22 protein-coding genes are annotated in these 19,915 nt (G+C 30.3%); all 22 read right to left on the reverse strand.

Annotated features, from left to right (window positions below):
• Nucleotides 1-76: 76 nt before the first annotated feature.
• Nucleotides 77-442, reverse strand: a complete 366-nt coding sequence (locus ACKTSU_RS05980; protein ID WP_408035461.1) for a hypothetical protein — start codon at nt 440-442, stop codon at nt 77-79.
• Nucleotides 443-519: 77 nt separating this feature from the next.
• Entirely contained in the window at nt 520-3,675 is a 3,156-nt protein-coding gene (locus ACKTSU_RS05985) for a type I restriction endonuclease subunit R (protein ID WP_408035462.1), read from the reverse strand.
• Nucleotides 3,672-4,820 (reverse strand): UvrD-helicase domain-containing protein, encoded by a 1,149-nt coding sequence (locus tag ACKTSU_RS05990; RefSeq protein WP_408035463.1) that lies wholly within the window; start codon nt 4,818-4,820, stop codon nt 3,672-3,674. Before ACKTSU_RS05990 ends, ACKTSU_RS05985 begins: the two co-directional genes overlap by 4 nt.
• Entirely contained in the window at nt 4,813-6,435 is a 1,623-nt protein-coding gene (locus ACKTSU_RS05995) for an ATP-dependent nuclease (RefSeq protein ID WP_408035464.1), read from the reverse strand. The genes ACKTSU_RS05990 and ACKTSU_RS05995 overlap by 8 nt, the downstream gene beginning before the upstream one ends.
• 3 nt (nt 6,436-6,438) lie before the next feature.
• Entirely contained in the window at nt 6,439-7,791 is a 1,353-nt protein-coding gene (locus tag ACKTSU_RS06000; RefSeq protein WP_408035465.1) for a restriction endonuclease subunit S, read from the reverse strand.
• Nucleotides 7,784-9,361 carry a class I SAM-dependent DNA methyltransferase gene (locus ACKTSU_RS06005; RefSeq protein WP_408035466.1) on the reverse strand — a complete coding sequence of 526 codons (1,578 nt, stop codon included), beginning with the start codon at nt 9,359-9,361 and terminating at the stop codon, nt 7,784-7,786. The genes ACKTSU_RS06000 and ACKTSU_RS06005 overlap by 8 nt, the downstream gene beginning before the upstream one ends.
• Nucleotides 9,362-9,518: 157 nt before the next feature.
• Nucleotides 9,519-10,379: a hypothetical protein gene (locus ACKTSU_RS06010; RefSeq protein WP_408035467.1), complete on the reverse strand. Its 861-nt coding sequence runs from the start codon at nt 10,377-10,379 to the stop codon at nt 9,519-9,521.
• A 67-nt stretch (nt 10,380-10,446) separates the two neighbouring features.
• A complete protein-coding gene (locus ACKTSU_RS06015; RefSeq protein ID WP_408035468.1) occupies nt 10,447-10,872 on the reverse strand; it encodes a hypothetical protein in 426 nt (141 codons plus the stop codon).
• Entirely contained in the window at nt 10,823-11,011 is a 189-nt protein-coding gene (locus ACKTSU_RS06020; protein WP_408035469.1) for a hypothetical protein, read from the reverse strand. The genes ACKTSU_RS06015 and ACKTSU_RS06020 overlap by 50 nt, the downstream gene beginning before the upstream one ends.
• Before the next feature lie 146 nt (nt 11,012-11,157).
• Nucleotides 11,158-11,571: a hypothetical protein gene (locus ACKTSU_RS06025; protein WP_408035470.1), complete on the reverse strand. Its 414-nt coding sequence runs from the start codon at nt 11,569-11,571 to the stop codon at nt 11,158-11,160.
• A 294-nt stretch (nt 11,572-11,865) separates the two neighbouring features.
• On the reverse strand, nt 11,866-12,747 hold the full coding sequence (locus ACKTSU_RS06030; protein ID WP_408035471.1) for a DUF1232 domain-containing protein: 882 nt from the start codon (nt 12,745-12,747) through the stop codon (nt 11,866-11,868).
• 7 nt (nt 12,748-12,754) lie between these two features.
• Nucleotides 12,755-12,982 carry a hypothetical protein gene (locus ACKTSU_RS06035; protein ID WP_408035472.1) on the reverse strand — a complete coding sequence of 76 codons (228 nt, stop codon included), beginning with the start codon at nt 12,980-12,982 and terminating at the stop codon, nt 12,755-12,757.
• Nucleotides 12,983-13,020: 38 nt separating this feature from the next.
• On the reverse strand, nt 13,021-13,578 hold the full coding sequence (locus ACKTSU_RS06040; protein WP_408035473.1) for a hypothetical protein: 558 nt from the start codon (nt 13,576-13,578) through the stop codon (nt 13,021-13,023).
• A gap of 173 nt (nt 13,579-13,751) precedes the next feature.
• A complete protein-coding gene (locus tag ACKTSU_RS06045; RefSeq protein WP_408035474.1) occupies nt 13,752-14,258 on the reverse strand; it encodes a hypothetical protein in 507 nt (168 codons plus the stop codon).
• Nucleotides 14,259-14,432: 174 nt separating this feature from the next.
• Entirely contained in the window at nt 14,433-14,966 is a 534-nt protein-coding gene (locus ACKTSU_RS06050) for a TIR domain-containing protein (RefSeq protein WP_408035475.1), read from the reverse strand.
• Nucleotides 14,967-14,970: 4 nt separating this feature from the next.
• Entirely contained in the window at nt 14,971-15,369 is a 399-nt protein-coding gene (locus ACKTSU_RS06055) for a hypothetical protein (RefSeq protein WP_408035476.1), read from the reverse strand.
• Nucleotides 15,370-15,920: 551 nt separating this feature from the next.
• Nucleotides 15,921-16,907 (reverse strand): hypothetical protein, encoded by a 987-nt coding sequence (locus ACKTSU_RS06060; RefSeq protein ID WP_408035477.1) that lies wholly within the window; start codon nt 16,905-16,907, stop codon nt 15,921-15,923.
• A 288-nt stretch (nt 16,908-17,195) separates the two neighbouring features.
• Nucleotides 17,196-17,522 carry a low molecular weight phosphatase family protein gene (locus tag ACKTSU_RS06065; protein WP_408035478.1) on the reverse strand — a complete coding sequence of 109 codons (327 nt, stop codon included), beginning with the start codon at nt 17,520-17,522 and terminating at the stop codon, nt 17,196-17,198.
• Between the two features lie 36 nt (nt 17,523-17,558).
• A complete protein-coding gene (locus ACKTSU_RS06070; RefSeq protein WP_408035479.1) occupies nt 17,559-17,792 on the reverse strand; it encodes a hypothetical protein in 234 nt (77 codons plus the stop codon).
• A gap of 42 nt (nt 17,793-17,834) precedes the next feature.
• Entirely contained in the window at nt 17,835-18,425 is a 591-nt protein-coding gene (locus ACKTSU_RS06075; protein WP_408035480.1) for an AAA family ATPase, read from the reverse strand.
• Entirely contained in the window at nt 18,379-19,299 is a 921-nt protein-coding gene (locus ACKTSU_RS06080; protein ID WP_408035481.1) for a DUF5712 family protein, read from the reverse strand. The genes ACKTSU_RS06075 and ACKTSU_RS06080 overlap by 47 nt, the downstream gene beginning before the upstream one ends.
• A complete protein-coding gene (locus ACKTSU_RS06085; RefSeq protein WP_408035482.1) occupies nt 19,289-19,804 on the reverse strand; it encodes a BfmA/BtgA family mobilization protein in 516 nt (171 codons plus the stop codon). Before ACKTSU_RS06085 ends, ACKTSU_RS06080 begins: the two co-directional genes overlap by 11 nt.
• Nucleotides 19,805-19,915: the final 111 nt, after the last annotated feature.

Genomic DNA, 19,915 nt, shown 5'->3' on the forward strand with positions numbered 1-19,915 from the left:
CTATTTATTAAACTACTTTTATATTCTTGCAGTGTTTTATTTATTATGTGGGTAGTAGTCTAAAAAATAAGAGAGCTTAATCGCTCCCATATATACTATCAAAATTCATAGACTCTTCGTCAAAATCGTCATCGTGCCTGTCAGGAAACATTATATCTAATTCTTTGTCATTGTTAATAGTTTCTTTGTTTCTAATAAAGTTTTCAATTTTTCTTTTAAATAATGTTAATTTTTCAATTTCAATAGAGGCAGGAATATCTTTATCGGGGCTATAATTGTAGTTAGGATGCCTTTCTGCTTGTTCTTCTAAATATTGAAGATCCCCATTTATTTGTTCAATTAAATCATAAAAATCTCTTGGTTCATAATCATTTTCATTTAAAGAGGCTTTTTCTTTTAGATTGTAGAAATCTTTTTTATAAGTATCTGTATAACCTTTCATTCTATTTTGTTTTGAAGTTAAAATAACCTGATAGTACGTCAATTAGTGACGTACTACTGCATATTAGCGTTTAAATTTTAAACAATTCTATTTTTCTTAAAATTCTCTGCTTGTTCAAAAATCTCTTTGTATACTTCATTTCGATCTACTGGTGGATAATCGTTTTCTCCTAGAAGTATGATCAAATCAACCTTTAATTCAGCTTTGATATCATCTCGTTTGCTCCAGTCTGTATATTTTGTTTTGTCATCAACAATTTTTTTTACTTCAGATGCTAAATAAAGCAATCTGTTTTCTGGATAGTCAAAATCATATTTGTGAGCCAGTGTTTTTAAGATGTCATAAAAAGCTTTTTCTTCAAAAGAAATCCCTAATTCATCTCCTGCATTAAATTCTCCTTTTACGTTTAAAATAAGATTTGTTAATTCCTCAGCTATAATTTCAAATTCTTCAGCATTAAAAACATCTTGTTCACTACGTTCATTGTAGCGTTCAACGATAGCTTGCATCTTTTTGGTAAAATCGACACCTTGCATTTTGTTGACTTTTTTCAATTCATCAATAGCCTTGGCTAGTAATTTTTGAAGGATTTGAATTTTTGTATTGGGTAGTTTGATCCGATTAATTCGATCTAAGTAGTCTTCATTAAAAATATCAATTTCTGACTCTTCTTCTTCGCCTAATTTGAAAATCTCTTCAACGCCGTCACTTGCAATAGCATCTTTAATCATTTCACGAACTTTAGTGTTCATTTGCGCTGTATCAGGAGCATTTGGTTTAGTTAGCTTAAATACAATTGAACGAACAGCCATGTAAAAGTGAATCCAATCTCTTTCTTTTTGTTTGAGCTTATCACTTCCCACACAAACATCATAAGCAGCTTTCATACGCTTTGTTAAGCTCATGAATCTCTTTTCTTGTTTTTCCGATTTAAGCACGAATTCAGATGCCAATTTTAAGGTTTCCAATTGCTCAACAGCCGAACCGTTAAAGTATAGACTACTATCAAATTTGTGCATCAACTTTGCTAAAAGATCCAGATGATCTTTAACAACGATTACGGATGCTTCTATGTCTTCAAAATTTTGACTTTCAGCCTTGTTATACATGGCTAAAGCCAAATTCATTTGCTTCTTAATTCCAATATAATCAACAACCAATCCTTTATTTTTACCTTGGAATTTTCGATTTACCCTTGAAATTGTTTGAATTAAGTTGTGTTTTTGAAGTGGTTTATCAATGTAAATGGTATCCAAGAATGGAACATCAAACCCTGTCAACCACATATCTACTACAATGGCAATTTTAAAGTTTGATTTTGCGTTTTTGAATTGCCTGTCTAATTCTTTTCTGTACTCTTTAGTGCCCAATGCATTATAAAGTTCTTCAGGATCATCTTGCCCTCTGGTCATGATCATTTTGATACGTTCCATTGGTTTGATTTCCTTCTTCTCTTTCTCCGTTAATTCAGCGCCTTCTTCAAAAGCTTTTATTTTTGCCCACTCTGGGCGTAAGTTAATTACTGCTTTGTAGAATTCGTAAGCAATTGGGCGACTACTACAAACAAACATTGCCTTTCCTTTTACTGTAGATCCTTCTTCAACTCTCGTTTCGTAATGATTCACGAAATCTTCAGCTACCGCTTGGATTCTATCTGGATCACCAATTATTGTATTCATATTAGCTGAAGCTTTTTTACTTGCTTCAACTTGATATTCTGTAGCTCCTTCGGCTACACATTGATCGTAGTATTCTTCAATTTTTTTAACTTCTGAATTATCTAAAACTACTTTTGCAGCTCTCCCTTCATAAACCAATCTTACAGTAATTTCATCCGTTACTGATTCCGTCATGGTGTAGGAATCAACTATGTCTCCGAAAACATCTAGTGTTGCATCAATTGGAGTTCCTGTAAAACCAACATAGGTAGCATTAGGTAAAGAATCGTGTAAGTACTTGGCAAAACCATAGGTTTTTTGAACGCCTTTTTCTGTGATTTTTAGTTTTTGTTCAAGATTGATTTGGCTTCTGTGGGCTTCATCAGATATACAAATGATGTTTGTTCGTTCTGACAATAGCTGAATATCTTCTGTGAATTTATGAATGGTAGTTAAGAACACACCGCCACTTTTTATTCCTTCCAATTTTTCCCTTAATTCGGCTCGGCTTTCAACGCTTACTATGTTGTTGTCTCCTATGTAGCCTTTTGCATTTGAAAACTGATTAGACAATTGATCATCTAAATCTGTTCTATCCGTAATAATGATGATGGTTGGACTCGCAAAATGAGTACTACGCATTAATTTACGAGCTAGAAACAACATGGTAAAACTCTTACCACATCCTGTAGCTCCAAAATAAGTTCCTCCTTTACCGTTTCCGTGTGGTTTTTGTTGTTTAACAATATTAGCGTATAATTTATTTACCGCATAGTACTGAGGGTAACGACAAACAATTTTTTCGTCTTTCTTTGAAGAATCAGGTAGATAAATGAAGTTATGAATGACATCTAATAAAGTAGCCTGATCAAATAAACCTTCAATCAATGAATACAAACTATCTATGCCGATTGATGGTTGCTGTTGCTTTTTTTGCCTGTCGGGCTCCGACCGCCAAGCATACCAGAATTCATAAGGAGCGAAAAAAGATCCTGCTTTTGTATTCACGCCATCACCAATTACACACAAAGCATTGTATTTGAATAATTCGGGAATATCTCTTTTATAACGTGTGGTTAGTTGAACATAAGCATCATGAATACTTACACTCTCATTAATAGCTGTTTTAAATTCAAAAACCACCAAAGGCAAACCATTGATATAAATAATGGCGTCTGGAATACGTAGGTGGTATTGTTCTATTTCCAGTTGGTTAACAACTTTAAAGATGTTGTTTTCAACCGTATTAAAATCCAGTAAGTGTATATATAGATCTTTTTGACTGCGATCTTCACGTTTTAGCGTAAAACCATCTGAAACCAACTTCATGATGGCTTTATTACTTTCATATAAATCAGAAGAAGAATAGTTTTCTAACTGTCTGATAATTGATTGAATTTCGGATGCCGTAATGTTATCAGATGCGTATCGTGTACTCAAGAATTCTTCAATATCTTCTTTGATGAGCACTTCCATTTTGTCACGTACAATTATTGTACCCAAAACGTGTGGGTAATTTTCTTTACCCAATAGCTCTATAATGGCTTGTTCTAATTGTGCTTCTGTGAATTTCATTTTTCAGGTTGATATTTAATTAAACCATCATACAATTTGTCTTTGTCATAGTCGTGTATAATCCCTACACTAAATCTAGCCCTTGTAATGGCTACATAAAACTTAGCTCTTGTCTCATTTGGTAGATCAATTGAATTTTCAATCCACTCAGTCATTTTCTCAGTTGGATAAATAAGAACTCTATCATGTGATGCACCCTTTGATTCACCAAAGTTTTGACTATCATAAAACGGGTTGATATGTACTTTTTTATTCCACTTTAACTGAACGGGTTCATAAGCATTCAGGTATTGCTTTACATCTTCTGGTTTAACTAGAAACACACCTTGATGCGTATCCGAATTAGTATTACAACAATCGCATGTTACAGTTGCAGGTAAGTCAGAGTATAGTTTAGAAGCATAATTACAAACTTCGGCACAACATCTGTGAGAGTTAACAAGCGTTGTTTTATCAATTCCATTATCGCCAATTGACCGTTTACATTTTTCTAAAAGAAATTGTTCAATATTACCTTCTCTGTATTTTTTATGTCTTGCTTCAAGATGGGTCAAATATGTCACTTGTCTTGGGTCGCCAACCATAGTTATATTTGAACAGTCTTTCATCAGTAGTTTTATTAAATCGAGATCGTATCCCGCTAAATCTTGAACTTCATCAATCATAATGTGGTCATAAATACGTGATATTCGAGATACTACTTTTCCTTCACTAGACGAATTGGTATTCACAACCATTTTTGCAAGCTTATCAGAATAAATATACCCTTTACCGAAATAGAATTTATTTGGATTATCCTCACCAAAATACACTGGACGTTTGAGTTTCTTGTCATAATACTTCATACCAGATTTCTTATTGACCAAGATCATTCCCTTTATATCGTGATCATAAAGAGGTTCCCAAAGAGAGCCTTGAAAAGGTTTTACCCCATGTTGAATAAGAAAAGAGAACCAAGTTTGAATCGTAACATTGTTCGGAACAAACCCACGCACGTCAATAAACTTATTTTTAATTTCCTTTTGATTGTTCTCGGTGTAAGTTGTTATTAATACCTTCTTTGAAGACGCTTCCAATGCTGTATTAACCAAATACGTCGTTTTACCCGACCCAGCAGACGATATAATTAATTTATGGTTACTCATTACACCAATTAATCGCTTTGTTTATATAATCAGGAAAATTTAAATCGACATCTGAATCGAATACTTTTAATGCCCATTCGGTTTTCATAGTTTTCATCTTTTCGGATATCTTCTCTGATGTGTCAAACTCGTTAAAATCAATTCCAATAACTTGGCACAACTTTTCAAGATCATCTTTGTTAGCATCCACAAATTGAGGTTCAAGCGTGTTTAGTTCATTTCTTGAATCAGCAAATATTGTTATTGAATTTATATCTTGAAATTCCGAATACTTATTCTCAACCTTTTTCTTGTAATCATGGTCATTGTCGGTAACTACCGCAACGGGGATATGTAATTGTTCAGCTATGTATAAAAATCTTTTAAATGTTAGCTTTACTGATATCACATCTATTTCTTTCTCGATAGGTAACATGCCATTATTGGACTTCATAAAAGCTTTTTGTACAATTAGTTCATCTGAATCACCTTCTACCAAGACTGCCTTTTTGGATAGTAACATTCTTAAGGTTTGATATCCTGGAAGTTTTTGAAAAAACCTTTGAGTATCCTCTTTTAAATCTTTAATCCCAATCACCCTCTGATTATGTAAAAGAATCAGGTTATTAAGTCCCAACTTATTTGCCACGAAATTATCATGAGTCGTAATGATAACTTGCTTATTTTCAGACTTATTTGTTATTCCTCTTACAAACTGATTCAGTTTGGTATGAGATAAGTGATTCTCAGGTTCTTCTATTAATATTACCCCAGCATTTTGAGTGGTTTTATTCCCGAGGGATAGATTTGTTTTAATAATGCATTGTTCCCCCTTTCCAATATTTTGAAATGGTATATTATCAAGGAAGGTGGTTAGACCAAACTCCCAAGCATCCTTGGTTGCTAAGTTTACACCAATTTTTACTTCTTTTTCTGATATGTCGGCAATTGAAGTTATCTTCTTATTTATTTCTTGAACAGAAGGTTCTTCTTTAAACTGTTCTTTTAAATTCCGATAAGCTTGTGAAATATCTACTTTTTGTTTTTCGTCTAATTCATTGCGTACAATTCTCGATATGTAGATGTCGGAACCATTTTGAAAACGGGTTGCAGTTGAATCTATTATTGCTGACTTAAAGGGTATAGACTGAGAAGTGACGCCATCTCTCGCGAATGAACGCCATGTTACTTTATAGTATTCAATGGGAATACTATTTAACTCTTTTTCAGCTTTTATTAGTTGTTCGTATTGAGCGCTATATTCTTGATCAAACTCGACCTTTAAAGATACTCCTGAGTATTTAGTCCGTTCAAGATTATTATTACCCTCAAACAATGCAGGACCTTCTTCGAGATATACTTCTATTGTAATTGAAGGAGGTGATAGTTTTTTGTCATTTTTTAAACTTTCTAAGTACTCTTCCTCAATTTCATTGTTAAATAAGTATTGAGAAAGTAAATTTCTGAGATGTCTTCCATTCAATAGACCTGTTAAACAAATATGAATTGCTTCAATTATTGTTGATTTCCCAGCTTCGTTATTACCAACAATAATATTAATGTCATTCGACAGGGTGAGTGTAAATCGTCCTTTAAAACATTTATAATTTTCTATTATAACCTTATTTATATGCATCTCTTAATTTTTTAATCGCAACTTCCCTGATATTAATTGAGGTAATAAAACTTCTCTTTGTTTCACCAATGAATCAGTCTCTTTTTGTAATTGAATGAATCTATGGTTCCACTTTTTAGTAATCAATTCATACTTGTCTAAAATTTCTTTTGGCGGATTCAATATTGTAAAATCCTTTATTGCTGTACCAGAAACTTCTTTGAATGTAGATCCGCTTGCAATTGCTTCAATAGCACTAACATTAGCTTTCAAAAGCTGAAATAGGAATTCAGAAGGCACACCAGATTTAGGGACTAAGGATTTAAAACCTTGATTGGTCGAAACCTCGTTTTCTGCTATTGCAACATAACCAATTGGTGCTCTAGAAGAAAACAACACAGTTCCTTTAGGCATTAGCTTTGCACTACTTTTTTTCAACCCTAGTTCAGTAATGTCTTTAGCTCCTTTTGAAATATATCTCCAATCGTAACCTGATAGGTCTTTTGGACTTAACCAAGGTATTCCATTCTCACAGTAGTATTCTTCAACTTTTGTAGATGGTGTGCCACCTCCTACAACATCTGCTAAATCAGATACAGTTGAAACGTCCCACCCCTCAGGAATCCATTTATCCAATTCATCATGATACTCAAATGAAGACGGAAACAACTCCATGAGTTCTTTTGGCAAAGCTTTATACTTGCCAGAGGATATCACTTCTTTTCGTTGTTCTACTTTGTGTTTTAGAACTTCTGGCATTTTGTTTCCTTTGGCTAGAGCATTGTCTAATACAGGATCAAAATTTACAAACCAACTTTTAAATAAAGCCTGAGCCATTTGCTCTAAGGTTTCATTCATCTTGCGGTTGAGTTCTATTTTGTCGTCTAGTGTACCTAAGATATAGGCAATGGCTTTTTGTTGTGATAATTCAGGGAAATTGAAGCGTAGTTTTTTTAGCTCATTTCCCGATATTTCTTTAAAAGTAGAGCCACTAGAGACAGACTCAAGCAATCGTACATTAGATTTTATTAAATAATATACATAATCAGAATCAAAACCATCTTTTAAAACGATACTCTTAAATCCTTGATTGGTGGTTACTTCATTGTCCGCAATTGCGACATATCCTATAGGAGCTCTACTAGTAATAAGTACAGTGTTTTTTGGAAGTAATTTTGCACTCGATTTGGTTAAACCCAGTTCAGTAATATTTCGCTCTCCTTTGGATATTCTCTTATATTTATAGCCAGATAGATCTTTTGGTGTTATCCAACTAATATCTCCCTCCCAATAATCTGGATTTTTGGTTGAAGGTGTACCACCTCCAATAACATCTCCAATCTCTTCAATTGTGAATTCTTTCCAACTATTACTCATATCCCAATAGTTTTAAGTTTTCACGAATAGTTTGATCTAATTCAGCAGCTTCATTCATTTGAGCAAATAAAGTTTGGCTTAATTCGGTCATTTTTTCTTCAAAAGGAATTCCGTCATCTTCTTCGGCTGCAATTCCCACATATCTACCCGGAGTAAGTATATAGTCATTCTTTTTAATTTCTTCCAAGGTTGCAGATTTACAGTAACCTGCTACATCTCGATACAATTCCTCGCTTTGCTCTGAATCACTCGATGTGACAGGTTTGTTACGCCAATTGTGATATGTATTGGTGATTTCAGCAATATCATCATCTGTTAGTTCTTTATGGGTTCTGTCTAACATGGTTCCCATATTTCGGGCATCTATAAAAAGCGTTTCTCCTTCACGATTTCTAAAATTACTGCCTGTGGCGTTGCCACCTTTTTTGTTTTTGGTCATAAACCATAGGCAAACAGGAATTTGCGTTGTATAAAACAATTGTCCTGGTAAAGCAATCATACAATCCACCAAATCATTTTCTATAAATTTCTTACGCAATTCACCCTCTCCAGAAGTATTACTACTCATAGATCCGTTGGCTAAAACAAAACCTGCTGTTCCATTTTCAGAAAGTTTACTAATCATGTTTAATATCCAAGCATAGTTGGCATTTCCAGTAGGAGGGACGTCATATCCTCGCCATCTTGGGTCATCGGTTAATTCATTATCAGCTCTCCAACCTTTTTGGTTAAAGGGTGGGTTTGCCATGATAAAATCGGCTTTTAAATCGGGGTGTTGATCTTTAAAAAACGTATCGGCAGGAACATCACCTAGATTGGCATTGATACCACGAATAGCCAAGTTCATTTTAGCTAGCTTGTAGGTTGTTGCTGTATATTCTTGTCCGTAAATAGATATATCCTTTTTATTTCCGTTATGGCTTTCAATAAACTTGATACTTTGCACAAACATACCACCAGAACCACAAGCAGGGTCATAAATTTTTCCTTTGTAGGGTTCGAGCATTTCGGCAATGAGTTTTACCACACTTTTAGGTGTATAGAATTCTCCACCACCTTTTCCTTCAGAAGCTGCAAACTTTCCGAGGAAATATTCATAAACGCGACCTACAATATCCTCTTCGTTATCGGCTATGGTGTCAATGTTGTTTACCGTATCTAAAAGGGCAGACAGCTTGCTTGCATCCATATTCAAGCGAGAGAAGTAATTATCGGGTAATGCACCTTTTAAAGAAGGGTTGTTTTTTTCAACTGTAAATAAGGCGGTGTCTATTTTTATGGCAATATCATCTTGTTTGGCGTTTTCCATGATGTAGCTCCAACGAGATTCAGGAGCTAAAAAGAATACATTGTTCATGGTGTAAAACTCTACCATGTCAACATACTTTTCTTTTCCTTCAGCAATTAATTCTTGTTTGCGTTTTTCAAATTTATCGCTAGTAAATTTTAAGAAAATTAATCCTAGTACAACATGTTTATATTCAGAACTTTCTACCTTTCCTCTAAGCTTATTGGCAGCATCCCATAAGCTTTCCTCTATTGATTTTTGTTTTGTGTTTTTTTTTGCCATGAAGCAAGTGTAGTATGTATATTAATTTTTAAGAAAACAATTTTTCAGAAGTCCTAAAAATACTAAAACTAGTTAATATATAATTATGGATTTCCTTAATTATATAATTGTAATAGTAAAAGGATACATGGGAAGAAAGAGGGAAATAGTTGTATTCTTAGTATTCAAGAATAAATGTGTTTTTTCTTCCTCTTTCTAATTCTGTTTCGGTAATTTTTGTAATTCTATTACTAGAATCATATTCAATACTGTAATCATATTCGGAAACTCCTATTCTTTTAGCTTTTTTTACAATTCTTTTACTTACCACATTGTTTTTTGAAGGAATTAAATGTAAGGTTACTATTTTCATAGGCTTATCTAAAATAGAATTAACAAAATGTTTGTCTCCATAAAAGCCTTTCATAACAGAATAGTTAATATTAGTAGTGTTATCGTATGTGAACTTCACTAAATATTGTTCTTTCTTGTTTTTTATATTAAAATGGTAGGATACTATGTTTCCATTTTCAAATGTAAACTCATCAATACGATCTCTACTCCTTATTTTTGATTTTTCTTCTGTTATTTTTAAGATATTGTTTTTCATCTCAAAGATTTCTTTGGTGAAATAATCTCCATTGTATCCAGTATGTTTAGTAATTTTAGTAATAAAAAAATCATTATCATTATTCTTTTGATACTCAAACTTAGCTTCTCGTAGTATTTTGTTGTCAACTTTACTTATTATACTAGTTATATAACCTTTCTCGTCATAAGAGAAGCTTTCTGAATACTTACTTTTATCATTTACATTTATATAATACCATGAAGAAAGAGTGCCTTTATTGTTGTACTCAAAAAACGTAGTGCTATAACCAATGTCTATTGATTTTAATTTACCATTTTCAAACCCGTAATTAGTCGTGGAGTGGGGGAGAATTTGTTTGATGTTTTTAAGTTTTACATAGGAATCTTCTTGACAATATATTTTGCCAAAAGCTAAAAAAATAATTATTAAAGGTAATTGTTTAAGCATAGTGTTGTTTTTATGAGGAGTTTAGATAACACCTTATTTATTGCGAAGTTTGTTTGAATTTAATTGTTTATTCACTTAAGAATTTTTTTATAGAAATTATTTTAAACCCTTTTCCAAAGTCAACATAGTCTCCAATTTGTTTACCTAACAAGTTTTGAGCAAATTTTTTTGTTTTATCCAAAGATGTAACCTCTTCATTATTTTTATTTAGAGCTTCAATACCTATTGAATACCATTTCTTGATACTTTCATAGTTCTCTATTTGAACTATACAGTTTTCTATAACAAAATCTATATCAATATCCATTAAAGATTCTAGTTCTTTTTGAGAAAGACTCTTATCTAATTTATTATGATAGAATTCTAGTTTATAAACTCCGTTTATATTAGATACAAACAAACCATGTTCAGTTTTCAGATGACTAATATGACCTTCAACTCCACTAAGTTCTCTTCCGCTTCTTTTTAACCAATTCTTCTTTAGTTGCTCCATTAAGTAATTCATAATCTATAATTCCACAATCTTTAGTGTGTCCTAGCCAACTTTCTCCACTGAATGTTGATTTTTTGTTTTTTAAAACTTCTTTATTTGTTTCTTTTCTATCGAGTTTTTTATCTCTATTAAATGTCATTTATATTTTTTTAATGAATGTAACGGTTTTGGTTATATCAAGCTATTTAGCTTAGGAGTTAATTTCGCAAGTAAACTCTATGTTGAAATACTTAATGGTTTATGTAAATTCTTGATGTCTAATATTTATTATTCTTGTTGGGTAGTTTATTCAATGATGTATTCTGCCAAGCTATCTAAAATGTTTTTGTTTGGGTTTGCAGAATGATACTTTCCTGTATCAAGCCAAGAAGAAGTATTTAGCCAATTAGAGTGGTTTTCTATTTTTTTAACTAACTCGTCGTGCAATATTAAACACCATTTGTCATTTTTAATAGGAAAAGTAATATAGAGGTCTTTTTTCATATATTTTTTTTCTATTGTTAATCTTGCTTTCAATTGTACCAAGAGTGTTTCATTTCCATCTTTATGGTAAGCTATAAAATCTGCACCTTGCCAATCATCTGCAAGTTTTATACAATTAAAACCATAATCAGCTAATAAGCCTGCAATCTTTTGGAAGTTAAATATTTCTTTTTGTTTAGGGTTTAACTTCGAGTAATTTATTTTGTTAAAATTCATAGTTTAACTTTTATATGTTTAATTGTGTAATTCTCTTTTTTTTCTTCTGACTTTAAGATGGATAATAAAAAGTAAAAACCCTTTTATTAACAGTGTTTTTCTTTATTAATTTTCAATATTTTTGGAAATAGGTTCTGAAAAATAAAAAATATGATTATTATTTTTAGAGAATTATTTAATAATTAAAGTATTGACAAAAGGTTGTCTATTTTAATTTGTATGGAGAAAAGCCATTTTTTTGATTACTTGTTATTAAGTATATATAAAAGTTTATTATTCTATACTTTTTATAAATTAGATATTGTTTTTAACACTGTTTTCTATTTCTGATTGGTTTTTAATATCTAAAGATTTACTTAATTTATTTAAAAATTCTCTTTCATTTGAATTAATATTATTATTAGCAAAAGCAACCATAAAAATAAATAAATAATACTCTTCTTTATTTATATCGTTTAGTTCAATTAAATTTATAATTTCAGATTTTTCTAGAGGCTTTTCTATATAGTTGTTTATTAAATCTTTTAATGTGTGTTTTTCTATTTTTGATTCTTCCAATATTTGTTTAGAAGCAAAACCTTCGTCTGAAAATATAAAGAACTCTATTATTTCATTTGTTGTTGTTTTTTCTATTTCGGAAAAGTCGGAATCAGAATTAGCGCAAAGTGAAATACCAGAAACTATAACTTTGATTTTTGAATATATAAACTCGGAATTAATTTTCTTTTTTTTTAAAAAGCCATCATAATTAGAGTTAATTCCTTGTTTTTCAATTAATCCTAGACTAGCAAATACAGCCATTACAGCTCCAACATCGTCTAAAAAGCCTAAAGCAGGGATTGCATCAGGTATAGCGTCAATAGTAGTTATTACATAAATCAATGCCCCTATAGCCATAGCTTTTTCTTTCCAATTCCTTTCTTCGGATTTACAAACATCCCACAATTGAAGAACCATATTCCAAACTTCTTTAAGAGGTCCTTTATTAAAGTTTCCTATTTTATCACCAACTGTTTTTATGTCTTCAATACTTACTTTTTTAGTAATTTTTTTTAATATATGTGAAGTTTTTTCTTCTATTTTTTTGTTGTTTTTGTTTTTTTTGAAAAAAGATAAAGGAAAATAAGATTTATTTAGCTTTATACTTGGCTTCCCTATTTCTTTTATTTTATTCAACATATTTTTATTTCAATTTTTTTTTAAGTTCTATTATTTTATCTCTTTCCATTTTAATTAACTTTCTAAAATGTTTTGCTTTTTCTCTATGCCCTTTGATTAAATAAGGGACTTTTGAACGTTGCGCATTTTTTATACTTATTTCAACGTTTCGTTGATGATTTTCTATTCTTTCTTTGCAACGTTTTATTTCTTCTTTTGGGTTTGAAGAAAATAGAAATGATAATATACCCATTATTATTGTTATTTAGAATGTGTTTTTTGTCTGTGAAATTATTTAATAACACCTAGTTTTAATAGAACTAAGGCAACTAAAAAAAAGAGACCAAGTCCTATGTAAACCATGTTTTTTTGAAAGAACCTTTTCTTTTTAAGATTTTTTATTTCTTTATTAATGAGATTAGCCTCTTCGGTATTATTGTATAGCTTTAGCTTCATTAAACATTGTTCAAGTTTTACTAAGCAAACATCAGAAAGAGAATTTATACCTTTTTCATTTTCATCAGATTTCCAACCATAAACTTTTACTACGGAAAAAAGAAAATAAGAAAAATCCATAATCTCATTTTTGTTGTTAGGTACTTTAGTTGTTATAATTTCTTCTTTTTTATACTCTAAAGATGTTTTATTCTCATTATTATTTAAGTATCTTATTTTTCTAGAAATTAAATTATTTTCTTTTTTCTGTTTTTTTAGCTCTAATTGTAGCTTCTCAACTTTTACATTTGTTCTATATGGTGTTGAGTGTCCATCACCAAAAAAAATGTTACTAACCCATTTTGCAGTATTTTTGCCTAGTTCGCTTTTAAAGGAGTCAGTCCCTTTTCCCATAATTACTTTAATTATATTATTAGAAATTATTTATACTGTAGTAAATAAGTGTTTTACAGGTTGTCTTAGCAGCTACATGTGAGCTGATAAGACCTTTCTGATTTTCAGAAGTAGAGGAGTATGAGCAATTACTTGTAACCATTGTTAGGTGTAGTTTTTATGTTTTTTCCTATTTATTTTTTTCCGCTACTTCCTCCGCTACTTCCTCCACTTAATAAAGCACCTATACCTAACATTAAGGCTCCTCCAAGAAACGTTAGTGTAGTTATCCAAATTTTATTATTACTCTTGTTCATTCTTTCTTGAATTTCAAGTATTTCTTTGTATTTATCAGCAAGTTTCTCTGAACTTTCAATTAACTTTATTGTTACTTCATCAGAATTGTCTTTTTGAGCAATAATTTTAATAATATCTGCTAAAGCATTAATACTAGTTTTAATATTATCATATGCTTTAATATGTTCTTCCTTAATATTGTTTACTGTATTAGTAAAAGCTTTAATTATTTCAACTTGATGTTTTACAAAATCAGGGTAAATTTTCACAAGTGCTTCAATATGCTTTTCTTGAAGTTGGTTGTTTGCTTGTAATTCTGTAATTTTCAAAATGTCATTTTTTGTTAGGTTATTAATGTCATTTATTTTTGCTTTTGAAATGATATCTGTTACTAATGTATTCATTGTTTATTTTTTTATTTTAAGTAAGGTCTAAGGTTATTTAAAAAGTCCCTTTATTTTTTAATTGAAGTTAACTATCTTGTATGTAGGTGGTTATGTGGTTTAACGCTTGACGTTACAAGTACACGCCAAACTGAAAATCCACGAGGATTTTCAGAAGTGGGCGAGACCAAGCAATTACTTATAGCCATTGTTGTGAGTAGTTTGTTTTAGTCCAAGATTTTGATAAATGTGGTCTTTCCAAACCCTATTATTAATCTCTTCTTTAGATTTAAGACGATTATGTTCCGCAATCCAATTGTCAATCGAATATTTAATTAAATGTCTGTTAAATTGAATATTTAAAACTAATTCATCTCTTAATATTGGCGGATATTTTTCATAAACTCTTGTATTACTATCAATAATATTGACTGCAATTATTGGAATTTCCAATCTTAAAGCAACTTCGATTTCCCAACGGACATATTTGTAATGATACCTGGTTTGACTACCAACTAAAACTATAAGCAATTTTGTATCACTAAATCTTTCACGTAATCTTCTTTTAATTGTTTCTTCGTTACTCGTTTCTCGAATATTATTTAAGTCGTGAGCATCGTGAAAATTAAAGTCAATATTGTCTGAAGCTTTCCAACTTTTCATTGCTTTGTAATACTCAATGTCACCATCAGCGTCAAAGCAAACGTATGTTTTATTTCTGTAAGCCATTTTCTTATTCTGTTGAAGTAGTTTGCGGTAGTGATTTTCCAAGGATAATTGTTAGAAAAACAAAACTTATTATTAATTGAGTTATAGTTAGGTTAATTCCAGTTTCGGTAATTGGTTTTACATATTCATAGTCTGCAGTTATTGAATTTGCATAACTAAACCATAAAGATTTAATATTTAATGGTATATCTTGACTCCACTTAAAGTCGGAAACATAAGGCAATCTAAATAGGTATGCAAAAGACAGATTTGAAAAGCCTATAGAAAGTAATAACGTTATAAATCTCCTTCTAGTTCTGTCAATGGAAAAGTTGTCAGGATTCAATGACTCTTCTTTCCAAATATGATAGTAGAAATATGTGTAAATGTTTGAAATGATTAAATACCATACCAAGAATGTCAAAAATGAATTATTAATTGAGTATTTGAGAAGTACAATCACCAAAGTCCATTTTAGAATTATAAAAATATCGACCGCCAGTCTTAAGTATTTAACTCGACTTAAAACATCATTTCTATCGGCAAAGAACTTTACAAATAAAAATTTAAATAATTCGACAATTGATAAGTACTTAAGATTATCAAAGACGAATTTTAAAACACTATAAATTATTCCATTTTGCATTTTATTCAAATTACTCACAACTTGTTGTATACAAACAAAAAGTTTGTTTATCTGGTTTGTATTTCGGGATAAGAGAAGTTTTATCTTGACTTATCCTTTTTAGTTATTCCTTGCTTAGTATATTCTTATAAAAAATAAAATGGACAAGACTACTACTTCATCAATACCTGATTTAATATACGTTTTTAGAGTCTAGCAATTTTTGTATATCAATAAAAGAAGTTAAACATAGCAAGTTAACTGCCATAAATATAAAAATATAATTCTATTTTTATATAAATAAGAAATAAAAAAACTCTTCTTTTGAAAGTAAGAAGAGCTTGGTATTTTTAGAAGTCTAAATTGCTTCCTGAATTTTTAAAAAATTCATGAATCCCTTGTCTTAAAATTTTAGGAACTTTTGAAATAGGTTTTTGTTCGGGGAATTTTTCAAATTCAGAGATTGGAATAAGAGTGAAATATAAATTGTTATTTGCTCTTTCCCATTGTGCGAAAATATATTCAATATCAGGATTGATAACAATTTGTTTTTTAAAGGTTATTGTTCCTGCATATAACGGACTGTCAGGGTGGAACTTTTCTTTATTAATAGTAAGTTTAAGCTTTAATTCGTTGGTTTCAGAATTAAAATAAGCTTTAGATTTAGAATGAACTTTATCAGTAATAATTTGATCTTTTATTTTTAATAGTTTTGGAATATAGTAATGATTCTCTATCTGACCTTTTGGATCTTTTTTTAGAATTAGTAGATTATGATTTTCTAAAGTTTCTAGAGCTCTAATGAATTTTAAGTAATGGCTTTGTCCGAGAATATTTTCATAGTGTTTTTTTAAATTGGGAAAAGGCATTGTTAAACTGTTTTTTAATAATGCTTTTTCAAAATTAGATAGGTTTTTCCAGTTTTTATTTTCAATAGCTTGTTCTAATTTATTAAGTAATTCTTCATGATTCTTGATTCTCTTTTCTTTAGTTTTTATCTCTGAGATGTTTTCACATTCTCTACATCTATATTGATTTCTTTTACTGTTTTTTAGTTTTTGAAGAAGTTGTAGGAAAACAGAATGATTATTAACTTCATAATGAGCGTATGAGTTACAGTTTTTGCAACATGCATAAAATGAGATTTTTGCAAGAGTATATAGTTTAGTTAATTCCGATTGTCTTAAATTATATTTATCTCTAATGAACTTAGGATTATTTACGAGTTCAGATTCGTTAAACTCCCAATAAGTTTGAAGAATTTCTTTTTCTAAGTCAGTACAGTTTTCTGATAAGTGTAATTGAATGTTGGCGATTTGTTTGTGTTGATTTTCCATGATATAAAATGAATAAAAAAAGCGTGGAACTGAATCTTACTAGTAACTAGGTATCGCCAAACACCCGCACACCAAATAAGAACAGCCCACGCAGAACGTGGGCGTCTTAGTTTTGAATTTAGTGTGCTTAAAATTTTGGCGATTTCAGTTACTAAATCAAAAGCTAAACGCTTTATAAATTAATATGTCTTTTTACATCCGTAAATCTTATGCAAGATACTACAGATATTTTAAATGTTAGATTGTTTTGTTATAGTTTTCCATAGCTTTATTGGTTATTTTTAATTTTTAAAGTATTATTTTCTGTTTCAGAATATCAATAAGGTCTTGAGAATAATACTTGTAATTATCAGGTATATTTAACACAGTGATTTTATTTCCATACTTTCCATTTGTATACTTTTTTATAAGGTTAAAATGTTTTGTTTCCATAACAAAAACTTTGTCAGACCAAATCAATAAATCTTCAGTTAGCTCATTAGTACCTTCTTTTCTACAAAGATTAATATTTGTTCCAGCAGATTGAAACTCAATGTTTGGGTACTTTTCAGAAAAATAATCATCAGCAGTTTTAGAACGCTCTTTGTTAGCCGAACATACAAATAGAATTTTCATTTTAGTTTTTCTTTTATAAAGGTAGTGAATAAAGTATCAATACTTACTTTTTATATAGTTCTCTAAGGCTTTGTTGATGATGTTTTTAATGCTCTTATCTTTGTTTAAAGCGTGTTGTTTAATCTTTTTAAGCAGGTTTTTATCTAGGTAAAAAGAAAACTGAACTTCTTCATTTTCTTTAGTAGGAATAGGAACTACCTTTTGAATTGTTTTCGCTTGATTATTAGCCTTAGCTTTATTGATTAGATCGTTAAAATTTTGTTTTTCCATAATGCTAGAATTGTAGTTTTATATAAATGTAGATGTATAGAATTATATGAGTTTTGTTAGTATTTCTTTTGTTAGATTGTCTAATTGCTTTTGAGCATTTTTATCATCCTGAACACCACCAACCAAAACTGAACGAGTAAAAGCAACTAAGTCAGATATGTGAGTTTTGGCAATAAGAATATTGTATTCTTCTAATCCAATCAAAATGTCTAAAGTCAAAGTAGTGTTAGCTTTTATCATGTTGAAAACAATTAACGTTTTATCAGCTTTATTTTCATTTTCAATGAGTTCTATGGTGCTTTTAATAGCTAACAGATCTAACACACCAGCTTTTGTAGGGATGATGATTAAATCAACTAATTGAATAAGCTCAGGTAATTGATTGGATAGGTAAGGGGGAGTGTCGATAAAAACGAAATCATACTCCAGGTTTTGAATTTCATTAATCTTTCCTTTGTAGGGAATAATGTCAAAACCAGAAGCTAATTCTTTAACTTGAGATAAACTACCTTGTAAATCTAAATCAAGAATAGCTACTGAGGCGTTTTCAGATATGTTTTGAGCTAGGTTAAAAGTAAGTGTCGATTTACCTACGCCACCCTTTTGATGTGTGATGAGTATTTTTTTGCTCATGGATGTTTTCTTTTGTGGTTAAAGTTTCTTTTAATTTGATATGCTCTTTTAGCTTTTTAATTTCTTTAGGAGAGCCATTTTTAAGTATGTATTGGTTTTGAAATTTTTCGAGTTCTTTTCTTTTATAATTAAAGAATGCGTCGAAAGTTGCTTCGTTTGTGTTAATCCATTGCATTCTATCAAAGCCAACACGATATTTGTTTCCTCCAATAGATCTGTCTGTTTTTCTTTCTTTTGTAGTAGGAGTAAGTTTTAACCGTTGATTTTTACATTTTCTACTGACAATAATGTGTACATGAGTGTTAATACCAGGTTTCAGGTCGCCTGCTTTGTAGTCCCCTTTTATAACTTCTTCGTCAGTTCCTTTAAACTTTCGGAAGTGTTCAACTTTTCCAAAATAAACTAAGTCATCACCAGAAATTAGTCCTTTTTCCTGTCTGTTAAAATTTACAGCATAGTTGGTCATTACTTTTCGAGCATATTCTATGATGATACGGTTATACTCTTTGTATTGAGTTGTATTTAATTGCCATATATCTTTTATTCCTTCATCTTTAGAAATTATACTAAGAATATGTTTTAGTTCTTCTTGACTAAAGTTAATAGTTGGAGCAAAATATTTAGCATCATTTTTGCTTAGCTTTTTTATGTTAGTGTCTATGGAATTAATAGCTTCATTGGTGCTAATATTTTGTTCATTGTGTGAAAAAAAGAATTGTTTTCTAGCTTCAATATTCCTTTTAGCTTCAGGAGAGTTTTGAGCTAGTAACAATTTATCTAAATCTTGATTTTCTTTTTCTAAATACAAAGCAAGGTCTGAACAACTACCTGTGTTAGTAGCTCCTAATGTGCTATGAGGTTTACTAATTGGCATTGTTAAAAATTGAGTTTAATTTACCTTTAAGACCAGATTTATTTTTTTGATCTATCAATTCACATATAGTATAAAAAGCTTCTTGCTGTTTTTCTATTTTGTTCTCAATGTTTTCTATTTTTTGGAATACACTTTTAAGCTCTTGATTGATTTTTTGTGTTCTTTCTTTGTCAAAATGATTCACTTTTATAATACTTTCTTGAATCCATTTTGATAAGCTTTCATACTGTTTTTTTTGCTCAGCAGAATATTCGAAAATTTCATTTCTTAGAGGTTTTAGAATGTCTCTTTCTTGTACTTTTAGGAAAGAAACAATTCGTTTGTCTAAGACCTTAATCATTGTAGCAGGATTATCATTTGTAGTTTCGAATGGGTTAATACCTGTCTTTTTAAAATATAGAATCATAGATTCGGTAAAGTCTCCATATTTAGCACCGAATACATTAGAAATCTTTACTAATTCTTTGTGGTAGAATTCATCAATAATGATACTTTTTTTCTTCATTTTATAATTTTTAGGGTTGGTTTTCAGTTGGTTAAGGGTTTGTTTATGATTGGGTTATAAAATTTTATAAATGGTTTGTAGTTGTAATGTTCACATTTACAGAAGTTAAGC

Source organism: Tenacibaculum aestuarii, assembly GCF_964510395.1.
GTDB classification, from domain to species: domain Bacteria; phylum Bacteroidota; class Bacteroidia; order Flavobacteriales; family Flavobacteriaceae; genus Polaribacter; species Polaribacter aestuarii.

What these genes read in the sequence shown, in the direction of transcription:
- ACKTSU_RS06005 (WP_408035466.1), bottom strand. Translation starts at nt 9,361, where the DNA reads ATGGCAAAAAAAAACACAAAACAAAAATCAATAGAGGAAAGCTTATGG.
- ACKTSU_RS06020 (WP_408035469.1), bottom strand. Translation starts at nt 11,011, where the DNA reads ATGACATTTAATAGAGATAAAAAACTCGATAGAAAAGAAACAAATAAA.
- ACKTSU_RS05980 (WP_408035461.1), bottom strand. Translation starts at nt 442, where the DNA reads ATGAAAGGTTATACAGATACTTATAAAAAAGATTTCTACAATCTAAAA.
- ACKTSU_RS06060 (WP_408035477.1), bottom strand. Translation starts at nt 16,907, where the DNA reads ATGGAAAATCAACACAAACAAATCGCCAACATTCAATTACACTTATCA.
- ACKTSU_RS06025 (WP_408035470.1), bottom strand. Translation starts at nt 11,571, where the DNA reads ATGAATTTTAACAAAATAAATTACTCGAAGTTAAACCCTAAACAAAAA.
- ACKTSU_RS06065 (WP_408035478.1), bottom strand. Translation starts at nt 17,522, where the DNA reads ATGAAAATTCTATTTGTATGTTCGGCTAACAAAGAGCGTTCTAAAACT.
- ACKTSU_RS06050 (WP_408035475.1), bottom strand. Translation starts at nt 14,966, where the DNA reads ATGGCTTACAGAAATAAAACATACGTTTGCTTTGACGCTGATGGTGAC.
- ACKTSU_RS06070 (WP_408035479.1), bottom strand. Translation starts at nt 17,792, where the DNA reads ATGGAAAAACAAAATTTTAACGATCTAATCAATAAAGCTAAGGCTAAT.
- ACKTSU_RS06000 (WP_408035465.1), bottom strand. Translation starts at nt 7,791, where the DNA reads ATGAGTAATAGTTGGAAAGAATTCACAATTGAAGAGATTGGAGATGTT.
- ACKTSU_RS05985 (WP_408035462.1), bottom strand. Translation starts at nt 3,675, where the DNA reads ATGAAATTCACAGAAGCACAATTAGAACAAGCCATTATAGAGCTATTG.
- ACKTSU_RS06040 (WP_408035473.1), bottom strand. Translation starts at nt 13,578, where the DNA reads ATGGGAAAAGGGACTGACTCCTTTAAAAGCGAACTAGGCAAAAATACT.
- ACKTSU_RS05990 (WP_408035463.1), bottom strand. Translation starts at nt 4,820, where the DNA reads ATGAGTAACCATAAATTAATTATATCGTCTGCTGGGTCGGGTAAAACG.
- ACKTSU_RS06080 (WP_408035481.1), bottom strand. Translation starts at nt 19,299, where the DNA reads ATGCCAATTAGTAAACCTCATAGCACATTAGGAGCTACTAACACAGGT.
- ACKTSU_RS06085 (WP_408035482.1), bottom strand. Translation starts at nt 19,804, where the DNA reads ATGAAGAAAAAAAGTATCATTATTGATGAATTCTACCACAAAGAATTA.
- ACKTSU_RS06075 (WP_408035480.1), bottom strand. Translation starts at nt 18,425, where the DNA reads ATGAGCAAAAAAATACTCATCACACATCAAAAGGGTGGCGTAGGTAAA.
- ACKTSU_RS06035 (WP_408035472.1), bottom strand. Translation starts at nt 12,982, where the DNA reads ATGGGTATATTATCATTTCTATTTTCTTCAAACCCAAAAGAAGAAATA.
- ACKTSU_RS05995 (WP_408035464.1), bottom strand. Translation starts at nt 6,435, where the DNA reads ATGCATATAAATAAGGTTATAATAGAAAATTATAAATGTTTTAAAGGA.
- ACKTSU_RS06045 (WP_408035474.1), bottom strand. Translation starts at nt 14,258, where the DNA reads ATGAATACATTAGTAACAGATATCATTTCAAAAGCAAAAATAAATGAC.
- ACKTSU_RS06010 (WP_408035467.1), bottom strand. Translation starts at nt 10,379, where the DNA reads ATGCTTAAACAATTACCTTTAATAATTATTTTTTTAGCTTTTGGCAAA.
- ACKTSU_RS06015 (WP_408035468.1), bottom strand. Translation starts at nt 10,872, where the DNA reads ATGGAGCAACTAAAGAAGAATTGGTTAAAAAGAAGCGGAAGAGAACTT.